At 64.4% G+C, this 22,357-nt stretch carries 21 protein-coding genes; 14 read left to right on the top strand and 7 right to left on the bottom strand.

Annotated elements, in window-relative coordinates; all coding sequences use genetic code 11:
* The 4 genes from AU175_RS12935 to bcp all read left to right on the top strand — a co-directional run bounded on the left by AU175_RS12935 (position 1) and on the right by bcp (position 3,814).
* Positions 1-1,209, top strand: a complete 1,209-nt coding sequence (locus AU175_RS12935; RefSeq protein ID WP_066289479.1) for a glycerate kinase — start codon at positions 1-3, stop codon at positions 1,207-1,209.
* A complete protein-coding gene (allB, locus tag AU175_RS12930) occupies positions 1,202-2,542 on the top strand; it encodes an allantoinase AllB (RefSeq protein ID WP_066289477.1) in 1,341 nt (446 codons plus the stop codon). The genes AU175_RS12935 and allB overlap by 8 nt, the downstream gene beginning before the upstream one ends.
* 9 nt (positions 2,543-2,551) lie before the next feature.
* Positions 2,552-3,253: a winged helix-turn-helix domain-containing protein gene (locus AU175_RS12925; protein ID WP_066289474.1), complete on the top strand. Its 702-nt coding sequence runs from the start codon at positions 2,552-2,554 to the stop codon at positions 3,251-3,253.
* 81 nt (positions 3,254-3,334) lie between these two features.
* Positions 3,335-3,814 carry a thioredoxin-dependent thiol peroxidase gene (gene bcp, locus AU175_RS12920; protein ID WP_066289472.1) on the top strand — a complete coding sequence of 160 codons (480 nt, stop codon included), beginning with the start codon at positions 3,335-3,337 and terminating at the stop codon, positions 3,812-3,814.
* 106 nt (positions 3,815-3,920) lie between these two features.
* Here bcp and AU175_RS12915 read toward each other — a convergent pair whose 3' ends face one another.
* From AU175_RS12915 to AU175_RS12885, 7 genes are all read right to left on the bottom strand, one after another.
* Positions 3,921-5,417 carry an MFS transporter gene (locus tag AU175_RS12915; RefSeq protein ID WP_231938549.1) on the bottom strand — a complete coding sequence of 499 codons (1,497 nt, stop codon included), beginning with the start codon at positions 5,415-5,417 and terminating at the stop codon, positions 3,921-3,923.
* A gap of 80 nt (positions 5,418-5,497) precedes the next feature.
* Positions 5,498-5,722, bottom strand: a complete 225-nt coding sequence (locus AU175_RS12910; protein ID WP_066289469.1) for a hypothetical protein — start codon at positions 5,720-5,722, stop codon at positions 5,498-5,500.
* A 41-nt stretch (positions 5,723-5,763) separates the two neighbouring features.
* On the bottom strand, positions 5,764-6,750 hold the full coding sequence (locus tag AU175_RS12905; protein WP_066289467.1) for a D-2-hydroxyacid dehydrogenase: 987 nt from the start codon (positions 6,748-6,750) through the stop codon (positions 5,764-5,766).
* Positions 6,747-7,817, bottom strand: a complete 1,071-nt coding sequence (locus AU175_RS12900) for a tartrate dehydrogenase (RefSeq protein ID WP_066289463.1) — start codon at positions 7,815-7,817, stop codon at positions 6,747-6,749. Before AU175_RS12900 ends, AU175_RS12905 begins: the two co-directional genes overlap by 4 nt.
* Positions 7,814-9,286 (bottom strand): aldehyde dehydrogenase family protein, encoded by a 1,473-nt coding sequence (locus tag AU175_RS12895; protein WP_231938548.1) that lies wholly within the window; start codon positions 9,284-9,286, stop codon positions 7,814-7,816. The genes AU175_RS12900 and AU175_RS12895 overlap by 4 nt, the downstream gene beginning before the upstream one ends.
* An 89-nt stretch (positions 9,287-9,375) precedes the next feature.
* Entirely contained in the window at positions 9,376-10,653 is a 1,278-nt protein-coding gene (locus tag AU175_RS12890) for an NAD(P)/FAD-dependent oxidoreductase (protein WP_066289455.1), read from the bottom strand.
* A gap of 27 nt (positions 10,654-10,680) precedes the next feature.
* Positions 10,681-11,352: a haloacid dehalogenase type II gene (locus AU175_RS12885; protein ID WP_066289454.1), complete on the bottom strand. Its 672-nt coding sequence runs from the start codon at positions 11,350-11,352 to the stop codon at positions 10,681-10,683.
* A gap of 358 nt (positions 11,353-11,710) precedes the next feature.
* Between AU175_RS12885 and AU175_RS12880 the strand changes: the two genes are divergently transcribed.
* The 10 genes from AU175_RS12880 to AU175_RS12835 all read left to right on the top strand — a co-directional run bounded on the left by AU175_RS12880 (position 11,711) and on the right by AU175_RS12835 (position 22,302).
* Complete coding sequence (locus AU175_RS12880; RefSeq protein ID WP_066289452.1) at positions 11,711-12,640, top strand: ABC transporter substrate-binding protein; 930 nt, start codon at positions 11,711-11,713, stop codon at positions 12,638-12,640.
* A 48-nt stretch (positions 12,641-12,688) separates the two neighbouring features.
* Positions 12,689-13,591 carry an amino acid ABC transporter permease gene (locus AU175_RS12875; protein ID WP_066289450.1) on the top strand — a complete coding sequence of 301 codons (903 nt, stop codon included), beginning with the start codon at positions 12,689-12,691 and terminating at the stop codon, positions 13,589-13,591.
* Positions 13,588-14,355 (top strand): amino acid ABC transporter ATP-binding protein, encoded by a 768-nt coding sequence (locus tag AU175_RS12870; protein ID WP_066289448.1) that lies wholly within the window; start codon positions 13,588-13,590, stop codon positions 14,353-14,355. Before AU175_RS12875 ends, AU175_RS12870 begins: the two co-directional genes overlap by 4 nt.
* Positions 14,356-14,358: 3 nt before the next feature.
* The gene (locus AU175_RS12865) at positions 14,359-15,492 is read left to right on the top strand and encodes an FAD-dependent oxidoreductase (RefSeq protein ID WP_066289446.1); all 1,134 of its coding nucleotides are present in this window, start codon (positions 14,359-14,361) and stop codon (positions 15,490-15,492) included.
* Positions 15,493-15,569: 77 nt separating this feature from the next.
* A complete protein-coding gene (locus AU175_RS12860) occupies positions 15,570-16,823 on the top strand; it encodes an aspartate aminotransferase family protein (protein WP_066289443.1) in 1,254 nt (417 codons plus the stop codon).
* A gap of 28 nt (positions 16,824-16,851) precedes the next feature.
* Positions 16,852-18,306, top strand: coding sequence for an NAD-dependent succinate-semialdehyde dehydrogenase (locus AU175_RS12855; RefSeq protein WP_066289441.1), 1,455 nt, complete (start codon positions 16,852-16,854; stop codon positions 18,304-18,306).
* A 42-nt stretch (positions 18,307-18,348) separates the two neighbouring features.
* On the top strand, positions 18,349-19,041 hold the full coding sequence (locus tag AU175_RS12850; RefSeq protein WP_066289439.1) for a GntR family transcriptional regulator: 693 nt from the start codon (positions 18,349-18,351) through the stop codon (positions 19,039-19,041).
* A gap of 166 nt (positions 19,042-19,207) precedes the next feature.
* Positions 19,208-20,125 (top strand): ABC transporter substrate-binding protein, encoded by a 918-nt coding sequence (locus AU175_RS12845; protein WP_066289433.1) that lies wholly within the window; start codon positions 19,208-19,210, stop codon positions 20,123-20,125.
* Positions 20,126-20,170: 45 nt separating this feature from the next.
* Positions 20,171-21,067, top strand: a complete 897-nt coding sequence (locus AU175_RS12840) for an amino acid ABC transporter permease (protein ID WP_066289430.1) — start codon at positions 20,171-20,173, stop codon at positions 21,065-21,067.
* A gap of 101 nt (positions 21,068-21,168) precedes the next feature.
* Positions 21,169-22,302 carry an FAD-dependent oxidoreductase gene (locus tag AU175_RS12835; RefSeq protein ID WP_066289428.1) on the top strand — a complete coding sequence of 378 codons (1,134 nt, stop codon included), beginning with the start codon at positions 21,169-21,171 and terminating at the stop codon, positions 22,300-22,302.
* Positions 22,303-22,357 lie beyond the last annotated feature (55 nt).

Here is a 22,357-nt window from a genome sequence, read left to right as displayed (position 1 = left end):
ATGCGGATCGTGATCGCACCGGACAAGTTCAAGGGATCCCTCTCCGCCCCCGATGTCTGCAGGCACCTGGAAAGGGGACTGCAGCTCGCTGCCGGAACGGCACAAATCAGTAACCTGGACATCCTCCGGATCCCCGTAGCCGACGGCGGCGAAGGCACCCTGGATGCCGCCGTCGGCTCCGGCTTCACCCGGCAGAGCGCCACAGTCAGCGGGCCTACAGGCGAGCCGATCGAGGCGGACTTCGCCGTCCGCGGCCACGAGGCAGTCATCGAGATGGCGGCTGCCTCGGGCCTGGCCCTCCTCCCGCAGGTGCTCAGCGGCGGGCAGCCCGACAGCACCAGCGCCACCACCGCCACGAGCCTGGGCACCGGCCAGCTGATCCGCGCCGCCTTGGACGCAGGCTGCCGCCGCATCGTGCTGGGAGTTGGGGGCAGCGCGAATACCGACGGCGGTGCCGGGCTCCTGCAGGGCCTCGGCGCCAGGTTCCTGGATGCCACGGGCAACGAACTGCCGGCCGGAGGGGCCGCGCTGGCGAACCTGCACAGCATCGACTTCACCGGGTTTGAACCCCGCCTGGTGGACACACGCTTTGTGCTGGCGTCCGACGTCGACAATCCCCTGCTGGGCCGCCAGGGCGCCGCGGCGGTTTTCGGCCCGCAAAAGGGCGCCTCACCCCAGGATGTCGATCTGCTCGACACCGCCCTGGCCAGGTTTGTCGAAGTCCTGGCCAGGGAAATCGGATTCCGCGCCGAGCGCGCGGCGGAAGCACCGGGAGCCGGGGCAGCCGGCGGTGTGGGCTATGCCGCCATCGCCGTGCTGGCCGCCGCCCGCCGGCCAGGCATCGACGTCGTGCTCGAGTTCACCCGGCTGGCCGACCGCCTGGCCGGCGCAGACCTGGTAATCACCGGCGAAGGCAGCCTGGATGAACAAAGCCTGCTGGGCAAAACGCCCATGGGGGTGGCCCGGGCCGCAGCCGCCGCCGGGGTTCCGGCGGTGGCCGTCTGCGGGCGCACCACGCTGACTCCGGAACAGCAGCAGGAATCCGGCTTCCGGCAGGTCTACCCACTGACGGCACTGGAGCCCAAGGTAGATATATGTATAGCTGAAGCAGCGTCCCTGCTTGAACAATTGGGAAAGAACATCCTCCAGGAGCTGGCCATCCCGGCCCCGGAGAATGGAATCGGCACAAAGGAGCCCCTGAATGTCTGAACGCTTTGACCTGGTGATCCGGGGCGAGCGCATCCTCACCACCGCCGGCATCGCGCCCCGTGAAGTGGGCGTGCGCGGCGGCAAGATCGTTGCCATCGAACCGCTGGGCAATGGGCTCGCGGGCACCGAGATCATCGAACTCGCCGACGACGAAACCCTGCTCCCGGGACTGGTGGACACCCATGTCCACGTCAACGAACCCGGCCGCACGGAATGGGAGGGCTTCGCCTCCGCCACCCGGGCAGCCGCCGCCGGCGGCGTCACCACCATCATCGACATGCCGCTGAACTCCATCCCGCCAACCACCACCGTGGACGGGCTCAAGCTCAAGCGCGAGGTGGCCGAGGACCAGGCCTTTGTGGATGTCGGGTTCTGGGGCGGCGCCATCCCCGGCAACAAGGCGGACCTCCGTCCCCTCCACGACGAAGGCGTGTTCGGCTTCAAGTGCTTCCTGCTGCACTCGGGCGTGGACGAGTTCCCGCACCTGGACGCGGATGAAATGGAAGAGGACATGGCCGAGCTGAAGTCCTTCGACTCGCTCATGATCGTCCATGCGGAGGACTCCCACGCCATCGACCGCGCCCCGCACCCCGGCGGCGACCACTACTCCACCTTCCTGGCGTCCCGTCCGCGAGGCGCGGAAAACAAGGCCATCGCCGAAGTCATCGAGCGGGCCCGCTGGACCGGCGCCCGTGCGCACATCCTGCACCTCTCGTCGTCGGACGCGTTGCCCATGATTGCCAGCGCAAAGCGCGACGGCGTCAAACTCACCGTGGAGACCTGCCCGCATTACCTGGCGCTGATGGCCGAGGAAATCCCCGACGGCGCCACCGCCTACAAGTGCTGCCCGCCCATCCGCGAGGCCTCCAACCGCGAGCTGCTGTGGCAGGGCCTGCAGGACGGCACCATCGACTGCATCGTGTCGGACCACTCCCCCTCCACCCTTGACCTCAAGGACCTCGAAAACGGCGACTTTGCCGTGGCCTGGGGCGGTGTCTCCTCGCTGCAGCTGGGGCTTTCAGTGATCTGGACCGAAGCCCGGCACCGCGGCATCCCGCTGGAGCAGGTGGTGTCCTGGATGGCGGAGAAGCCGGCCGCACTCGCGCGCCTCTCCAACAAGGGCCAGCTCGCGCTGGGATACGATGCCGACTTCTCCGTCTTTGCCCCGGACGAGGCCTTCGTGGTGGACGTCTCCAAGCTCAACCACAAAAACCCCATCACCCCCTACGACGGCAAGGCACTGTCCGGCGTGGTCCGCAAGACGTTCCTCCGCGGCAGCGTGGTGGACGGCCGCACCCCCACCGGCAAGCTGATCCGCCGCGGCGGAGTCTAAGGCCGCGCCGTGGCAGTGGAAGCCCACCACCCCCGGGCGGTGGCCCGGCCCGTGCTAGCCGCCGGGCCTGCTGCCCGGGTTGATGCCACCGGGGCCGCTGCCCGCGGCTTGGCCGTGTGGGTGGTCCCGCAGGAAGGCACCAGCCCGGAAGTCGTGGCCCGAGCCGCCCGGCTGGTGCTGGAACGCGCCCTTCGATCTGCTCCGGAGGCGGAAGTCCACTGGCCCGCCGCCGGAGCGCCCACCACGGGTTTCTCCGCTGCCGCGGAAGGAGCCGCAGACGACTCCTCTCAGCCTCCTTCCGCGGCGGAGACCCTCCGTGCCGGCGCGCCCCCTGGGGCACCCGGCGAGGACGACGGCGGCACCCGGCTGCCGCCGTCGGCCGGCCCTGTCAGCCGCATGGCTGTGGACCTTGCCGCCGACCAGGTCCTGCTGGACGGCCGCCCCGTGCCGCTGACCGGCGTGGAATTCAAGGTGCTCCGGTACCTGGTGACCCACCTGTCCCGCACCGTGGGCCGGGAGGAGCTGCAGGAGTTCCTGGACTCGTTCGAGACGCCCGGCGCTTCGGCCCGGTCCATCGACGTGTACGTCGGCCGGATCCGTCGGAAACTCGGAAATGCGCGCCATGCCGTGGCCACCGTCAGGGGCGGCGGCTACCAATTTGTGCCCGGGCAATGCGCCACTGTCCGCGGTCCGGCGGAATACTGCATATGACGCCGGAGTTGTATCACTGAGCGGGAAGCCGCTTCACTTGATGTTTTGCCAGTAAATGACAAAGTCTTCCAAAGGAACGCCATGAGCCAGACCCTGACCACCAAGCTCCAGCCCGGAACCCAGGCCCCTGATTTCACCCTTCAGGACGCCCAGGGCCGCCAGACTGCCTTGGCCGATTACCGTGGCAAGAACGTCATCGTGTACTTCTACCCCAAGGCGGCCACGCCCGGCTGCACCACCGAGGCCTGCGATTTCCGCGACAGCCTCGCTTCCCTTCAGGGCAAGGGCTACGAGGTCATCGGCATCTCGCCCGACGCCCCGGAGGCCCTGGCCGGCTTCACAGGCGATTTCTCCCTGACCTTCCCGCTGCTGTCCGACCCGGACCACGACGTTGCCCTGGCCTACGGCGCCTGGGGCGAGAAGCTGGTCAACGGCGAGATCACTGAGGGCATCGTTCGCTCCACCGTGGTCCTGGACCCCGAGGGCAAGGTCACGCTCGCCCAGTACCAGGTGAAGGCCGACGGCCACGTGGCTGCGCTGAAGGAAGCCCTCGGAGTCTAGACGCTCTCGCACTTCCTGCGCCGTTTCACCGGACGCTCTCGCACTTCCTGCGCCGTTTCACCGGACGCTCTCGCACTTCTGAACTTCCGCGGGAGCGTCCGGCACGTTAAGAGTCGCTCTTTGCCGTCCCCGGCTCCGCTGCAGCGGCCTGCGCATATGACGCCGAGACCCGGCGGTAGACCGGGCTCAGGAAGGCCAGCAGCGCCGCCGCGATCATGATGATCCCAGCTATCAGGAACACGAGTGCGATGCCGCGGGAGATGCCCTCGCCCAGCAGCGGGGCCAGCTGGGCTGCGCCCTCTGCTGACCGCGCATACGGGATGATCCAGAACTGGGCGAGCGGCGCGATAAGGAACGCGGTGATCGGCGCTGCCGCGGACTCGAACGCCATGGCGAACCCGAACACCCGGCCCTGCCGATGCAGAGGCACCACCTGCTGGATGACCGTCTGCTCGGCCGCCTCCACGAAAGGCACCAAAATCAGGTACAGCCAGATGCCCACGACGTAGAGCCACGCCCACTCCCGCAGCGTGAACACCGCACCGAGGACCCCCATCAGGCATACCGCGATGAGCATGGTGCGTAACGGATTGGACCCGAGTCCGAACTTGCCGATCAGCGCACCGCCCAGGATGAACCCTGTGGAGCCGAGCGCGAAGAAGGCCCCCCACAGCTCCACAGGGAACATCTCCAGGCCGTAGGGGTCCATCAGCGCCATGTAGACGCCACCAATGAAGTTGTTGAACGTGGAGAACAGGATCAGCGCAAAAAGCCCGGAAATGGCCAGGACGGCAGCGAGGGAACCGCGGAGGTCGAATCCGCCATGCGCGTCCGTTGCTGCTGCGCGGACTTCCTCGGGCATGCGCAGCGTGAGCAGGTGCGCGAATGCCAGCGCGGTGAGGACAAGGGCGACGACGACCGTCCAGCCCATCCCCAGCAGCCCCACCGACAGCCCGGAGAGCAGGGAGGTGACGATGAACATCAGTCCCTGCACCATGCCCACCAGCCCGTTGGCGTTGGCCCGCCGCTCCGGCTCGATGAGGATGGTGACCGTGGTGGAGAGGGCAATGTTGCGCATGTTCTCCACCACCGCGCCGACCAGGATGATCAGGGTGAAGACCCAGAACCATGGCTGGGTCAGGTCCAGCAGCGAGGCGGTGGGCGTCAGCAGGAACATGACCCCGGACAGCACGAACATCACCAGGGTGAAGCCGGCGGCGAAACGCATCACGGCCAGCTTGCGGTAGCGGTCAACGAAGGTGCCGAAGCTGATGCTGGACAGGGCGATCAACAGCATGTAGGCGCCGCCGATGACCCCTGTGGCGATCACATTGCGCGTCTCCAGGTATACCCAGAACGTCAGCGCAAACCACAAATAGCTGGTGGTGATGTTGGCGAGGGCGGTGTTCACCAGGATCCCGGTGAACGTGCGGGACCGCTCCGCCGGACTGCGCAAGGAAGTGTCGACGGCGTCGGGATCAGCGAGGTGCGGGGACCCGCCGTCCTCTACTGGTGCGGTGGTGGCGGTGACGTCCTCGGGGAGGCCCCCGCCGCCGTCGGAAGCCGCCGCAGCCCTGGACCGGGCCGGTTCCTGCTCAGTCATGCGACCCAGTGTACTGACAACCAACAGGCCACAGACAGGGGTGCCGGCCCGAAGATTCCGCACGTGGACTACCGGCAGGCTTACCTCTCGACGTGAAACTGCCCGCTTTGCAAATCTGCCTCAGTGCTCAGCGTCCAGTGTGTGGGCCGGCCGTTGACCGCGGGCATCACGTCTCCTCGGGAGACGAATTTCGGCCTGGGGTCTTCATCCGCCAGCCACAGGCCGGTCTGCGGGCAGTGATGCCCCGTCAGGGACGCAGCGCCGGCGCCGTAGCCGGACAGTGCGACCAAGGATCTTTTCTTCATGTCGTTTCCTTTCTCTTCTTGCGTAGCTGGGGATGGCGAGTTCAAGAGGCGGAGACGAAGCCGAGCGACTTGTCGACGACGTTTTCCAGTGGTTCGCCGGTGCAGTACCGTTTCAGGTTGTCCACAAAGAGCTTGCCGAGGTCATCGAGGTAGTCTTCGGTGTCACCGCTCATGTGGGGGGTGATGATGACGTTTTCCATGTCCCAGAGGGCGTGTCCTTCGGGCAGCGGTTCAGGGTGGACAACGTCCAGGGCTGCACCGGCAATGGTGCCTGAGGTGAGCGCGTCAGTCAGCGCTGCGGTGTCCACCAGCTCACCGCGTCCGACGTTGATCAGCCGGGCGGAGGGCTTCATCGCGGTAAGGACTTCGGCGCCCACGAGTCCCCTGGTTTCGGCCGTAAGCGGCGCGGCCAGGACGAGGTAGTCGTAGTCATGGACGGTTCCGGCCAGGTTGCCGGAGGCATGGATCCGGCCAAAATCGGCATCCCCTGGCCGGGCTGTCCGGCCGGCACCGTCGACGTCCATGCCGACGGCGCGGAAGAGCCGGGCGATTTCACGGCCGATGGATCCGGTGCCCACCACCAGGGCGGTCTGGCCCTGGATCTTGCGGGTGGTCCGGTGCTGCCAGCGTTGCTCCTGCTGGAGCCTGAAGGAGCCCTGGGAGTCTTTGGCCATGTCCAGGACGAAGCCGAGCGCGAACTCGGCGATGGCGGTACTGAGGACGCCGCGGGAGTTCGTGTAGGTCACATCGCTCTGGACCAGCCCGTCAAACATCAGCTGGCTGACGCCTGCCGCGCTGACATGGATCCACTTCAGCGAGGAAGCGGCGTCCCAGTTGTCCTTGAGCGCCGGGGAGAAGGAGTGCCACTGGTAGAGCACGTCGGCGCCGTCCATCGCCTTGGCCAGGCCGTCTGCCTTGGTCAGCCTGACCTCGGCGAGCTCCTGGACCTCTGCCAGGCGTGGCGGCAGCGCCTCCCGGTAAAGGGCCGCGACGATGGGGCGCTTGCGTCCTGCAGCGGTGGCCGTCATGCCGGCACCGGGGCAAGGGTGTTGATGGCGGTCAGGACGGCGGCCGTGAATTCCGACGTCGATGAGGTTCCGCCGACGTCGCGGGTGCCGTGGCCGTCGCGCAACGCAGCCTCGAATGCGGCCTGGAGGTGGGCCGCTGCTTCGGGGTGGCCGAGGTGCTCCAGCATCATCGCGCCGGACCAGATCTGTCCGACCGGGTTGGCCAGGCCCTTCCCGGCGATGTCCGGAGCCGAACCGTGGACCGGCTCGAACAGGGACGGGAAGTCGCCTTCCGGGTTGAGGTTGGCGCTGGGGGCCAGGCCGATGGAGCCCGTGACGGCGCTGCCCAGGTCCGAGAGGATGTCCCCAAGGAGGTTGGAGGCGACGATGACATCCAGTGTCCAGGGCTTCAGGACCAGGTGCGCGGCAAGGGCATCGACGAGTTCGTGGGTCAGGGTGACGCCCGGGTACTCCCGCACCGTTTCCTCAACCACGTCGTCCCAGAACGGCATGGTGTGGATAATGCCATTGCTCTTGGTCGCGGACGTCAGCCGGCCCTGGCGGGAAGCAGCAAGTGCTGCGGCGAAGTGTGCAGCGCGTGAGACTCCCAGGCGGGTGAAGATGGTTTCCTGCACCGCGGTCTCGTGGGGCAGGCCACGGTACATCCGGCCGCCGACCTCGGAGTATTCACCTTCGTTGTTTTCCCGGACGATGAGCAGATCGATTGGGTGCTTGGCCGCAAGAGGTGAGGCGACGCCGTCGAGCGTTTTGACCGGGCGGAGGTTGATGTACTGCTGGAACTCACGCCGGATGGGGATCAGCAGCCCCCACAGCGATTCCGCGTCGGGAACCTCCGGTGAACCGACGGCGCCCAGGAAGATGGCGTCGTGCCTGGCCAGCTGCTCCAGCCCGTCCACGGGCATCATCCGCCCGTGCCGGCCGTAGTAGTCCGAGCCCCAGTCGAAGGAAGTGAACTCCAGGTTCAGGGAATGGAGTTGGGCAATCCGTTCCAGGCATTCAATGGCCGCCGGAACGACTTCCTTGCCGATCCCATCACCGGCGATGACTGCGATGCTGTGGGTGCTCATGGCGTCCGTTCTGTCAGCCAGCCCGGTTGTGGCCGGCGGGTCGGCTCTCCGAGGTTGATGATGGTGTTCTTGGGTTCGGTCATCTCCAGGACGGCATACTTGACACCTTCGCGGCCTACGCCGGACTTCTTGAATCCGCCGAAAGGCATGGAATCAATGCGGACGTCGCTGGTCTCATTGATGACCACGGCGCCTACATGCAACCGGTCGGCGATGGCCATGGCAAGGTTGATGGACTGTGTGAAGACACCGGCCTGGAGACCGTAATCGGAGCTGTTCGCCGCAAAAATGGCGTCCTGGACTTCGATGAACGGCATGATGCTGACTACCGGCCCGAAGACTTCCTCCCGGATCACCCGGCAGTGCGACGGCACATCGGTCAGGACCGTGGGTTCGTAGAAGGCGTTACGGCGTTTGCCGCCGGCGTGGATGGTGGCGCCGGCAGCTTTGGCCTCCTCCACCCATTCCTCGATCCGCTTGGCCTCTTCCTCGGAAATGAGGGGCCCGACATCGGTGTTGCGGTCCAGTTTCGACCCGGTCCTGAGCGCCCTGGTGCCGGCGGTGACGTGTTCAAGGACCTGGTCGAAGAGCGAGATGTGGACGTAGACCCGCTGCACGGACAGGCAGTTCTGGCCGGCAACGCCGAATGCCCCGGCCACGATCGCCTCGGCTGCCTGGACGGCGTCAGCGTCAGGGCAGACGATCGTGGCGTTGTTGCCGCCCAGTTCGGAGAGGATCTTCTTGGCGCCCGCGGCGGCGGCAATGCGGTCCGCGGTCTGCGGACCGCCGGTGAAGGAGATCAGGTCCACCTGCGGATCCGTCACCAGCGCTTCGGAAACGCCCGGACCGGCCACGATCGCGGCGAGACGTCCCGACGGGACGCCGGCTTCGAGCAGCAGCTGGACCAGTGCCAGCCCGGACAGCGGGGTCCGGCCGGAAGGCTTAAGCACGACGCCGTTGCCTCCGATGATGGCCGGGCCCAGCTTGTGTGCCACCAGGTTCAGGGGGTCGTTGAACGGTGTGATGGCCGCGACGATCCCCACCGGCTTACGGCTGTACCAGCCGATTTTGTTACCGCCGGCCATGCTGTCATCAAAGCCCAGAGTCTCCCCCGCCAGCTCGCTGGACGCGGCGGCAGAAAGCCTCAGGGTTTCCATGCAGCGCCGCACCTCACGCTCGGCTTCGGTGATCGTCTTGCTGCTTTCCGCGGCAATGATCTTCGAGAACCGCTCAGACTGTTCGCCCAGGAGGTGCACAGCGTTCTCCAGCGCTACGCGGCGTGAACGGAGCGGCCATACGTCAACCTGGAGGTGGCGGTGAATGTGGGCGATCGCGCGCCGCACGTCCTGTGGGGTTGAGGTGCAGACCCGGCCAAGCAGGATGCCATCTTCAGGATCCCGTATTTCCAAGGTCCTGTCAGCGGTTTGCCACTGGCCTTCAATGAAAGCACCGCCAGGAAGGTTGGCCACGTTTGCCCGGCCATACCCTGTTTCCTCAGCTGTTTGTGGGCGCGCTTGAGCCGCGGTCGTTGATGAAAGCATATGAACCCTTATCCTGCCTATTTGACCCGGTCGATGATTTTTGCCGCTGCGCCGATGAAGGGCAGGAACCAGGGCGGACCGAAGTGGCCCGGGACGGGCGGGTTCTTCAGGTCTTCCCAGACATTTGCTGACTTGTCGCCGGCCATGTAGTGGGCCATCCGCTTGCCCATGTGCGCTGCCATCTGGACGCCGTGTCCGCTGTAGCAGAGGGAGTAGAAGAGTCCGTCGTGCTGGCCCGCATGAACCATCTGGTCCATGGACAGGTCCACCAGGCCGCCCCAGATGTAGTCCACCTTGGCGTTGGACAGGTAGGGGAAGAGTTCCAGCATGGCCTTGCGGAGGATCTCGGCGCTCTTGACGTCCGAGTCCGGGCTGGACAGCGCGAAGCGGGCCCGGCCGCCGAAGAGCAGACGGTTGTCCGGGGTGATCCGGAAGTAGTAGGTCAGCATCTTGCTGTCGGACGCCTGGCGCCGGTTCGGCAGGATGCGGTTGACCACGTCTTCGGGCAGCGGGTCAGTCACGATGATGAAGCTGCCCACCGGAATGACCCTGCGCTGCATCCATGGCGTGATGTTGCCGGTGTAGCCGCTGGTGGCGACCAGGACCTGCTTGGCCCTGGTGATGCCCCGGGTGGTGTGCACGTCGTGCACGGCGCCGGAGACCTTCTTCAGCTCGGTCACGGCCGCGTTCTCGCAGATGTCCGCTCCGGCGGCAACAGCCACACCGGCCAGGCCATGGACAAACTTGCCCACGTGCAGACCAGCCCCGAGCGGGTCAACCATCGCGCCCTGGTAGAAGTCCGTGCCGATTTCGCTGTGGATCTCGGACTTGGGGATAACGGTGACATGGTGGTCGGCCAGGGTGGCCAGCTTCTCCTGCGACTTCAGGAAGCCCTCGTAGTGGGACTTGTGGAAGGCGAGCGAAAGCTTTCCAAAGCGGTTGTAGTCGCAGTCGATGCCATTGTCATGCACGAGCTTCTCGATGGTGTCGATGGCATCGTTGTATTCCTGGAACATCTCCACGGCGCGGGTCGCGCCGTAGCGCTTGACCGCGGTGCTGAAGCTGATGGCCAACCCGGTCGTCGCCATTCCCCCGTTGCGGCCGGACGCGCCCCACCCCACGGTGTGGCGTTCGAAGACAGCAACGCTCGCGCCCTGCTTGGCAAATTCCAGGGCCGCGGACAGCCCCGTAAATCCGGCGCCGATGATGGCGACGTCGACATTTTCCGGTACCGGCGTCTGCCGGTAGTCTCCGGATGCTTCGGCTGTGTCCAGCCAGTAAGGAATGAGTTTCACGGTTTGACCTTTCGCCTCGACGCCGGTTTAGAGACCGAGGTGTTTGTTGATCTCGTCCAGGGACTTCGCGGTGTTGAGGTCGTAGCCCGGGCCAATGGGGTCATAGCCACGGTCCAGCATCCAGAGGTTCCGGAAGCCCATGTCGTGCATCGGGTGCATGTCGTAGCGGGTGTGCGAGGAGATGTGCAGGAAGTCCTCCGGCTTGGCGTTCAGGGTATCGAGCATGTACTCGAAGGCCTGGTAGCGCGGCTTGTAGGCCTGGGCCTGCTCAGCGGTGAACACGGCGTGGAAGTCCGCGCCGAGCTTGGGGATGCTGATGTCCAGGAAGCTGTCGTCTGCGTTGGACAGAGCCACCAGCTTGTAGTTGTCGCCCATGAGCTTCAACGGAGCCGGTACGTCCTCGTGGGCAACCCAGCCGCGTACAGCCTCAGCGAACGCTGCGCCGGCACCCGGGGTGGGTCCAATGCCCCAGCGCTTGCACACGCGGTCAAAGGAATCCTGAAGAATATCCTCGTAGGGCTTGTAGTCGCCGCAGACCTCGTCGAACCGGTACCCGCGGAACTGCTTCTTGAAGGTCGGCCACTGCTCTTCAGAGATGCGGCCATCGAGCAGGCGGCGCGTGGTGGGATCAATGTCGAAGTTGATGAGCGTGCCGTAGATATCGAAGGAGATGTACTTCGGCCGGTTGGAGTCTGCCATGATTCGTCCGTTTCATTGGGTCTTTAACGGGAGGCCCGGATGTGTGGCCTGCCGCCTTCCTTTGGTCTGCGCCAGCGGGTTCCTTAGGGTTCGTCAGAGCTCCTATCCCCGCTCATCTCGACTCTAGATCCAATGATTGTAGATTGTCAACAGTTTCCTAATGAGATTCTTTCGCAACAAATTCCGGGCGAAAAAATACTCGATTTATTTATCGTCAATTGTTGACAATCGGCGATCTGAACGGTTGCATTGCTATAGATGCGGACGAGATCCCGATCACAACCCGCATGGAGCAACACCAAGCCTGCCCCCATCTCAGCAGAGCAACGTCAGCTGAAACCATTCGAAGGGAAGCACCATGAAGACCATCAACAAAGTTCAGACCGCAGCCGCAGGGCTCGCCGTCGTATTGGCCCTGAGTGCCTGTGGCGGCGCGGCCACCGGCACTACGGCTTCTGAAGAAGCGAAGTCAAACACCAACAACACCGCCGACATCTCGGAGGGCGTCCAGCCTGACGCGGCCGCCGTGGCGCTGTTGCCGCAGTCCTACAAGGACAAGGGCGAGTTGACGGTCGCCATGGACCTGCACTACCCGCCGACGACCTTCCTCGCGGAGGACAACACCACCCCGATCGGGCTGAACCCTGATGTCGCCCGGCTGGTGGCGAAGAAGCTTGACCTGAAGCTGAAGTTCGTGGACACGAAGTTCGACACGATCGTTCCGGGCCTGGACGGCGGCCGCTTCGACTTCACCGCCACCACCATGTCCAAGACCGAAGAGCGGCTCAAGGTTCTGGACATGATCGACTACTTCAAGGCCGGCACCTCCGTGGCCGTGGCCGCCGGGAACCCGCTGAACCTCTCCGTTGAGACCCTGTGCGGGAAGAACATCGCCGTCACCCAGGGCTCCACCGGCCAGCTCAAGCGCCTCCCGGCACTTAACGAGCAGACCTGCACCTCCAAGGGACAGCCGGAGATCAACGCCGTGACCCTGCCCAATGTCCAGGACGCCCTGACCCAGCTGCATTCCAAGCGGATCGACGGCATCCTCTACGACACGACCTCCCTCGGCTGGGCAGAGAAGCAGCAGCCGGGTTCCTTCACCATCATTGGCCGGGTTAATGTCGGCAACAGCGACGTGACCGCCGTCGGCCTGAAGAAGGGCTCGCCGCTGACCCCGGCCTTCCAGACAGCGCTCCAGTCCGTCCTTGAGACCCCGGAGTACAAGGAGTCCCTGGAGACCTGGGGCCTGGAGTCCGGAGCCATCACCGACGCCAAGCTGAACTAGCGGGGCGCCATTATGGTCACAGCTACTACCAAAGGAAGCAGAACAACGATGGGTAGCATTGATGCAGCCCTCAAGCCACGGCTTCGGCTGCGGACCCGCTCCGAGTACGCAGGATGGGTTTTCAGCATTCTCGTCGGGATCGGGATCCTTACCTCCGTCCTGACCAACCCCAACTTCAAGTGGGGCGTGGTTGCCCAGTACTTCACCCACGAATCGATCCTTCGTGGGCTGATGCTCACGATCTTCCTCACCGTTGCGAGCATGGCCCTGGGAACCCTCCTGGGGCTGGGCCTGGCGATCATGCGCTCGTCCAAGGTGAAGCCGGTCTCCATCGCCGCAAATATCTACATCACCCTGTTCCGGGGCACCCCGGTCCTGGTGCAGCTGATCTTCTGGTTCAACATCTCCGCCCTGTACCCGGACCTGTTCATCGGGATCCCGTTCACGGACATCGGCACCGCGATCGACATGAACGCCCTGATGGCACCCATCACCGCGGCCCTGGTCGGCCTGACCCTCAATGAGGCCGCTTACATGGCCGAGATCATCCGCGGCGGCTTCTCCTCGGTCGGCAAGGGCCAGATCGAGGCCGCCGACTCGCTGGGCATGAGCGCCGGCACGAGGATGCGCAAGGTCATCATCCCCCAGGCCATGCCCTCGATCATCCCGGCCACCGGCAACCAGGTCATCGGCATGTTCAAGGGAACGTCCCTGGTCAGTGTGCTCGGTGTTGCCGAACTGCTGCAAAGCGCACAGCTGATCTACGCCCGTACCTACGAGACCATCCCGCTGCTGCTCGTCGCCAGCCTCTGGTACCTGGTAATGACCCTGCTGCTGAGCTACCCGCAGTCCAAGCTCGAGCAAAAATACTCCCGCGCAACCTCCCGCCTTCCCCGGAAGGCGAAAAAGGTAGTTGCGCTGACAGAACCGGAAGAAGGTAACCTCCGATGAGCAACGACGGCACGATCCTGGCCCGGAAAATCCGAAAGTCCTTCGGACCCAAAACAGTCCTGAAAGACATCGACCTGGAGATCGCCAGCGGCGAAATCTGCTGCATCATCGGCCCCAGCGGCTCCGGCAAATCGACCGTCCTGCGCTGCATCAACGGCCTGGAAACCGTGGACACGGGGGTCCTGAAAGTCAACGGCGAAGACTTCGGCTACTACGAAACCGACACCGCCTACCACGCCCTGCCGCCGAAAAAACTCGCCGAGCAGCGCACCCGGGTCGGCATGGTCTTCCAGTCGTTCAACCTGTTCCCGAACATGACCGCGCACGAAAACATCATGTCCGGACCCGTCCTGGTCAAAGGCCAGGACAAGAAACAGGCAGCCAAACGCGCCCACGAACTGCTCGCCAGCGTCGGCCTGGCCGGCTTCGGGGACTACTACCCCGCCCAGCTCTCCGGCGGACAGCAGCAGCGCGTCGCGATCGCCCGGTCCCTGGCCATGGACCCCGAGATCATGCTCTTCGACGAGCCGACCTCGGCCCTGGACCCCGAAAAGGTCGGTGAAGTCCTCGCCGTCATGAAGGAACTCGCCAAAAAAGGCATGACCATGGTCGTCGTCACCCACGAAATGGGCTTCGCCCGCGAAGTGGCCGACTCCCTGATCTTCATGGACGACGGCTACGTCGTCGAACGCGGCGACGCCCGCGAAATCCTCACCAACCCCAAGGAACCCCGCACCCGGGCCTTCCTGGAACAGGTCCTCTAAACCATGGATGGAAAACTCGCCGTCATCGGCCTGGGCAGCATCGGATCCATGGCCCTCTGGCAGGCCTCCCGCCTGACGGATTCCGTCACCGGATTCGAAGCCCACGCACCCGCCCACGCCCGCAGCGCCGTCGGCGGTGACACCCGGCTCTTCCGCATGCTCTACCGCGGAACCCCCGACCTCTACCCCATCCTGGAACGCTCCCGCGATCTCTGGGCCGAACTCGAAGCCGAAACCGGGCAGAACATCCTCACCCGCACCGGCGGGCTGTCCATCGGCACCGCCGATGGGCCGTACATCTCCAAGCTCCTGGAAACCACCAGGATCAACGGCGCGGACCACCACATCCTCAGCCACGAAGAGATGGCCCAGCGCTACCCACAGCACAACCTCCGCCCCGACGACATCGCCGTCTACGACCCGCACGCCGGCGCCCTGCGCACCGACCGCGCCGTCACCGCCGCTGTGGCGGCCGCGGAAGCCAACGGCGCAACAGTCCACAGCAACACTCCGATCGACAGCATCACCGAAACCGCAGACGGCGTCCTCATCACCTCCGGCGGGAAGGCCTGGACCTTCGAAAACGTCATCCTCGCATCCGGCAGCTGGTCCCAACGCCTCATGCCCGACTACCTGCAGGCGGCAACGGAGATCAAACGATGCTTCCTGTCCTGGTTCGTCGCCCGGGATGCGGCGGAATTCTCACCCGAGAAGTTCCCCATTTTTATCCGAATCTCCGGGGACCGCTCCATGTATGGGGCACCCGCCGTCGACGGCGCCACCGTCAAGGCAACCCTGGACGGACGCGGCGCACCAACACCTCAGGCGGATTCGGTCCCCCGGGACCTCACATCCGCGGAAATCACGGAAACCATGGAAACGGTCACCGAGTTCTTCCCCGGGCTGTTCCCCACCATCGTCCGCTCGGATGCCTTCCCCGACCTCTTCACCTCGGATGGCAACCCCCTGCTCGGCCGGTTCAGCGAAGGCAGCAGGATCTACTGCGCCACCGGTTTCTCCGGAGGCGGCTTCAAAAACGCCACCGGCTACGGGGAAATCGCCGCACACGAAGCCCTCGGCAAACGGACCTTCGAGGGCCTGGAGTTCGCGCGGCCCCAACGCTTCGCATCGAGATAAAACAAGAACCCACTATCCTGATTGCCTCAACATGGCCTATTGTTGACAATCTACAGTCCCTAAGAAAGTATGAAGCCATGGCAACTCTCAGCCCCCTCCTCAAGCAGGCCACTCCAGTCGTCGTTGATCACGCCCTCGGCAGCTGGATCCACGCCACCGACGGTAAGAAGTACCTCGATTTCACCACTGGAATCGGTGTGACCAGCACAGGTCACTGCCACCCCGACGTCGTAGCGGCTGCTCGTGAGCAGGTGGGCAAGATTGTCCATGCCCAGTACACCACCGTGATGCACAAGCCCTTGCTTGCGCTGACGGAAAAGCTGGGGGAATTCCTGCCGTCGGGGCTGGACAGCGTTTTTTACGCCACGTCCGGCTCCGAGGCAGTGGAGGCTTCCATCCGCCTGGCCCGGATGGCCACGGGCCGGCCCAACATCATCTCCTTCCACGGCGGCTTCCACGGCCGAACCGTGGGTGCCGCGTCCCTGACCACGGCCGGTACGAAGTTCCGTTCAGGCTTCTCCCCCCTCATGGGCGGCGTGCACATCGCACCCTTCCCGCACTCCTACCGCTACGGCTGGGATGAGGAAACTGCAGTCAACTTCGCCCTGAAGGAACTGGACCACCTCCTCCTGAGCATCAGCAGCCCCGCAGACACCGCGGGGTTCATCATCGAACCCGTCCTGGGCGACGGCGGCTACATCCCCACTCCCCCGGCGTTCCTGCAGGGACTGCGGGAACGCGCTGACCGCCACGGCATCGTCCTCATCCTGGACGAAGTCCAGGCCGGCGTCGGCCGGACCGGCAAGTTCTGGGGCCACGACTGGGCAGGCATTACCCCGGACGTGGTGATCACTGCGAAGGGACTGGCCAGCGGTTTCCCCATCTCAGCCATCGCCGCCTCCACTGAGCTGATGGGCAAAGCCTGGGCAGGTTCGCAGGGCGGCACCTACGGCGGAAACGCCGTCGCAGCCGCAGCCGGCGTCGCAACCCTCGGCGTCATCGAACGCGAAAACCTGGTCGAGAACGCCCTGCTCCGCGGCGATGAACTGCGCGCAGGGCTTGACCGGCTCAAAACAGAATTCACCGGCATTGGCAACGTCCGCGGCCGCGGCCTGATGCAGGGCGTCGAATTCACCTCCCCGGACAACACCCCCGACGCCACCACGGCGCTGGCTGTCCAGCAAGCAGCCATCAAGGAAGAACTGCTCCTCCTCACCTGTGGCCCGCATGGCAACGTCGTCCGCATCATCCCGGCGCTCAACGTAACCAGCGACGAGATCCAGGCCGGCCTGACCAGGTTCACCCAGGCCCTGAAAACAGCCACCTCCTAATATCTCTCCTACCTTTTGAAAGCGTGACATGAGCTCTTCATTCGACCCCTCCGGTCTTCATACGGATTTGTTCATTGATGGCGTCTGGCAGAAGGCCGCCAGCGGCGCCACGTTCCCGGTGGAGAATCCGGCCACCCATGAGATCATCGCCCACGTCGCCGACGGCGGACCGGAAGATGCGGCCCTGGCCATCGAGGCTGCCGGCCGTGCCCAGGCGGCGTGGGGCAAGTCCACTGCCCGGGAACGGGCCGACATCCTGCGCCGCGCCTTTGAGCTGGTCATTGCCAACACCGACCGGCTGGCGGCCATCATGACCGCGGAGATGGGCAAACCCCTGGCCGAGGCAAAGGGCGAGGTGGCCTACGGCGCCGAAATGCTCCGCTGGTTCTCCGAGGAGGCCGTCCGCATCGGCGGAGACAGCACCACCTCGGTGGACGGCAACACCCGGATCATGATCACCAAGGAACCGGTCGGGCCCTGCGTGCTGGTCACGCCGTGGAACTTCCCGCTGGCCATGGGCGCGCGCAAGATCGCCCCCGCCGTCGCCGCCGGCTGCACCATGGTCTTCAAGCCCGCCGAGCTGACACCGCTGACGTCCCTGGCCCTGGTGCAGATCTTCCGGGAGGCAGGTCTTCCCGACGGCGTCCTGAACGTGGTGACCACCGCCAGCGCCGCCGGCGTGGTGGAGAACTGGACCAGCAGCGGCATTGCCCGCAAGATCAGCTTCACCGGCTCCACCGGTGTGGGCAAGATCCTGCTGCGCCAGGCCGCCGAGAACGTCATGCGCTCCTCGATGGAACTGGGCGGGAACGCCCCGTTCATCGTCCTGGCCGACGCGGACATCGAAAAAGCCGTCGACGGGGCCATGAAGGCCAAAATGCGGAACATGGGCGAAGCCTGCACCGCGGCCAACCGTTTCTTCGTGCACCGCTCAGTCGTGGGGGAATTCAGCGAAAAGTTCGCCAAGAAGATCTCCGAACTGCAGGTCGGCAACGGCGCCCTGCCCGCGACCGAGGTGGGGCCCCTGATCGAACAAAAGGGCCTGGACAAGGTCGAAAGCCTCGTCGCCGACGCGGTCGCCAAGGGCGCACGCGTCCTGACCGGCGGCTCCCGTCCGGAGGGTCCCGGCTACTTCTACACCCCCACCGTCCTGACCGACGTCTCCATCGACTCCGAACTGATGAACACCGAGATCTTCGGTCCGGTAGCAGCCATCACACCGTTTGACAGCGAAGACGAAGTCCTCCGCCTGGCCAACGACACCGAATGGGGCCTGGTCGGCTACGTCTTCACCGAAAACATGGACAAGGCCCTGCGCTTCTCCGCAGAACTGGAAGTAGGCATGGTCGGACTGAACACCGGCCTTGTTTCCAACCCTGCAGCACCCTTCGGCGGAGTCAAGCAATCCGGGCTGGGACGCGAAGGCGGCAAGATCGGCATCGAGGAATTCCTCGAGTACAAATACACCGCAATAGCAGTCTAGAAACATGTAGTAGGCGGAAGAGTGAGATGAGGGGGATATCAAATGGCGTCAACTGAAGGGCTCTTTGCGCTGGAGGGAAGACCCACAGCCCAGCTGATCGCTGACCAGCTGCGCGAACAAATCGTTCAGGGCATGTTCCGTCCGGGAGAGCAGATCAATGAATCTGTCCTGGCAAGCCAGCTCAACACGTCCAGGGGTCCGGTCCGTGAGGCGTTGCAGCGGCTGTGCCAGGAGGGGATCCTGGTCAGCCGGCGCAACAGGGGTGTCTTCGTCCTTGAGCTCGCCATGGAAGACATCAGGGAGATCTACGCCGTACGCGAGGCCGTGGAATCAACGGCCGCAGACGCGCTGCTGGATGCCAGCCCGGAACAGGTCAAGGACACCTGCCAGGCCTTGAAGGCCATCATCAGCGACATGGCGAAGCAGGTTGCCGTCTCGGACTGGCAGGCGATTGCCCGGCTCGATATGCAGTTCCACACCAGATTCGTGGCCGGGGCAGGCAACACGCGCCTGATCCGGATCTACCAAACCCTCGCGGCAGAGTCGAGGATGTGTATCCTCAACCTGGCAGTCGCCTACCCCCGCATAGACGTCCTGGTGCAGGAACACCAGAACCTTTTGGACCTGCTGGAGGCAGGCGACCGGGAAGAACTCCACAAAGCCATCACACGCCACATGGAAACGGCCGTTGAGGATCTCACCGGCACAACCAAAGACGTGGAAGTCACCGCCTGAAATTCTCCTCATCCGCCACCGAGAAGGCCAGATCCGTTTGGATCTGGCCTTCTCTTTGCCACCCCCAAAAGTTAATCCCTGTAAATTGTCGACGACCCACGCTGGGAGTGGTTGCATTGTAGGTAGAGACCTGTGACTTGGATTTTGGAAGGAGACTGCGACGAAGATGAGCATCAGGGTCCGGGCTGCCGGCGCAGGGTTGGCAGTTCTACTGGCGCTAACCGGCTGCGGGCCCAGCGCCGGCAATGATTCGGGGGGTGAAGGCTCCAAGACCTCGAACACGACGGACATCTCAGAAGGCGTCCAGCCTGACGCGGCCGCAGTTGCCTTGTTGCCGCAGTCCTACAAGGACAAGGGTGAGTTGACGGTCGCCATGGACCTGCACTACCCGCCGACGACCTTCCTCGCGGAGGACAACCAGACCCCGATCGGCCTGAATCCGGACATCGCCCGGCTGGTGGCGAAGAAGCTTGATCTGAAGCTGAAGTTCGTGGACACGAAGTTCGACACGATCGTTCCGGGCCTGGACGGCGGCCGGTTCGACTTCACCGCCACCACCATGTCCAAGACCGAAGATCGGCTCAAGGTCCTGGACATGATCGACTACTTCAGGGCCGGCAACTCCGTGGCCGTGGCCGCCGGGAACCCGCTGAACCTCACCGTTGAGACCCTGTGCGGGAAGAACATCGCCGTCACCCAGGGCTCAACCGGCCAGCTGTTGCGCCTGCCCGCCCTCAGCGAGATGACCTGCACCTCCAAGGGACAGCCGGCGATCAACGCCGTGACCCTGCCCAATGTCCAGGACGCCCTGACCCAGCTGCATTCCAAGCGGATCGACGGCATCCTCTACGACACGACCTCCCTCGGCTGGGCAGAGAAGCAGCAGCCGGGCTCCTTCACCATCATCGGCCGGGTCAACGTCGGCAACAGCGACCTGACCGCCGTCGGCCTGAAGAAGGGATCGCCGCTGACCCCGGCGCTCCAGGCAGCCATTCAGTCCGTCCTTGACAGCCCGGAATACAAAAAGTCCCTTGAGACGTGGGGACTGGAAGAAGGCGCCATCACCGAAGCCAAGCTCAACTAGAGGGACGCCGTGCAGAAATTCATTCGCCAAGGAAGCGACGCCGCAATGAATGCGATTGACCCGGCGCTCAAGCCAAGGCTCAGGCGACGAAGCACCTTTGAATTCGTCGCCTGGGTTGTGTGCAGCCTTTTGGCTTTGGGCATCCTGATTTCGGTTTCAACCAACCCCAACTTCAAGTGGGATGTGGTTGCAAGGTACTTCACCCACGAAACCATTCTGCGTGGTTTGATGCTCACAATTTTCCTGACTTTTGCCAGCATGGCCCTGGGAACCCTCCTGGGGCTGGTGCTGGCGGTCATGAGGGGCTCAAGCATCAAGCCGATCGCGGCCACCGCAGGCGTCTACATCACCATTTTCCGCGGCACACCCGTCCTGGTACAGCTGATCTTCTGGTTCAACATCGCCGCGCTTTACCCGAACCTGGCTATCGGCATCCCTTTCACGGACATCAGCACCGCGATCGACATGAACGCCCTGATGGCACCCATCACCGCGGCCTTGGTCGGCCTGACCCTCAATGAGGCCGCCTACATGGCCGAGATCATCCGCGGCGGCTTCTCCTCCGTCGGCAAGGGCCAGATCGAAGCCGCCGACTCCCTTGGCATGAGCGGCGCCACGAAAATGCGCAAAGTCATCATCCCCCAGGCCATGCCCTCGATCATCCCGGCCACCGGCAACCAGGTCATCGGCATGTTCAAGGAAACCTCCCTGGTCAGCGTTCTCGGTGTAGCCGAACTGCTCCAAAGCGCCCAACTCATCTACGCCCGCACCTACGAGACCATCCCGCTGCTGATCGTCGCCAGCCTCTGGTACCTGGTAATGACCCTGCTGCTGAGCTACCCGCAGTCCAAGCTCGAGCAAAAATACTCCCGCACAACCTCCCGCCTTCCCCGGAAAGCGAAACCCGTTGTGCTGACAGACCCGGAAGGTATTGCCCGATGAGCAACGTGGTGGTGACCCACGAAATGGGCTTCGCCCGTGAAGTCCTGTCCAACCCCAAGGAAGCCCGCACCCGGGGCTTGCTGGAACAGGTCCTCTAAACCATGGATGGAAAACTCGCCGTCATCGGCCTGGGCAGCATCGGATCCATGGCCCTCTGGCAGGCCTCCCGCCTGACGGATTCCGTCACCGGATTCGAAGCCCACGCACCCGCCCACGCCCGCAGCGCCGTCGGCGGTGACACCCGGCTCTTCCGCATGCTCTACCGCGGAGTGCCTGGTTACTACCCCATCCTGGAACGCTCACGGGACCTCTGGTCCGAACTCGAAGCCGAAACCGGCCAGAACATCCTCACCCGCTGCGGCGGACTGTCCATCGGCGCCGCCGATGGACCGTACATCCCCAAGCTCCTGGAAACCACCAGGATCAACGGCGCGGACCACGACATCCTCAGCCGCGAAGAGATGGCCGAACGCTACCCACAGCACAACCTGCGCCCGGACGACATCGCCGTCTACGACCCCCACGCTGGCGCCCTGCGCACCGACCGCGCCGTCACCGCCGCCGTCGCCGCCGCCCAGGCCAACGGCGCAACAATCCATAGCAACACCCCGATTGACAGCATCACCGAAACCCCCGACGGCGCCCTCATCACCTCCGGCGAGAAGTCCTGGACCTTCGAGAACGTCATCCTCGCATCCGGCGGCTGGTCCCAACGCCTCATGCCCGACTACCTGCAGGCGGCAACGGAGATCAAACGATGCTTCCTGACCTGGTTCGTCGCCCGGGATGCGGCGGAATTCTCACCCGAGAAGTTCCCCATTTTTATCCGAATCTCCGGGGACCGCTCCATGTATGGGGCACCCGCCGTCGACGGCGCCACCGTCAAAGCAACGCTTGACGGCCGCGGAGCACCAACACCGCAGGCGGATTCGGTCCCCCGGGACCTCACATCCGCGGAAATCACGGAAACCATGGAAACGGTCACCGAGTTCTTCCCCGGGCTGTTCCCCACCATCGTCCGCTCGGATGCCTTCCCCGACCTCTTCACCTCGGATGGCAACCCCCTGCTCGGCCGGTTCAGCGAAGGCAGCAGGATCTACTGCGCCACCGGCTTCTCCGGCCAAGGCTTCAAAAACGCCACCGGCTACGGCGAAATCGCCGCACACGAAGCCCGCGGCAAACGAACCATCGACGGCCTGGAGTTCGCGCGGCCCCAACGTTACAGGAGCATCTGACGCGACCATCCCCAGAAAGGTGACGACAAAGCCTCGTGCCCGTTGTGGCCTTCAA

Source organism: Arthrobacter sp. B6 (assembly GCF_001663775.1).
Lineage (GTDB): Bacteria > Actinomycetota > Actinomycetes > Actinomycetales > Micrococcaceae > Arthrobacter.
The sequence above is the reverse complement of the archived record's forward strand: the minus strand, read 5'-3'. Positions and strand labels throughout refer to the sequence as shown.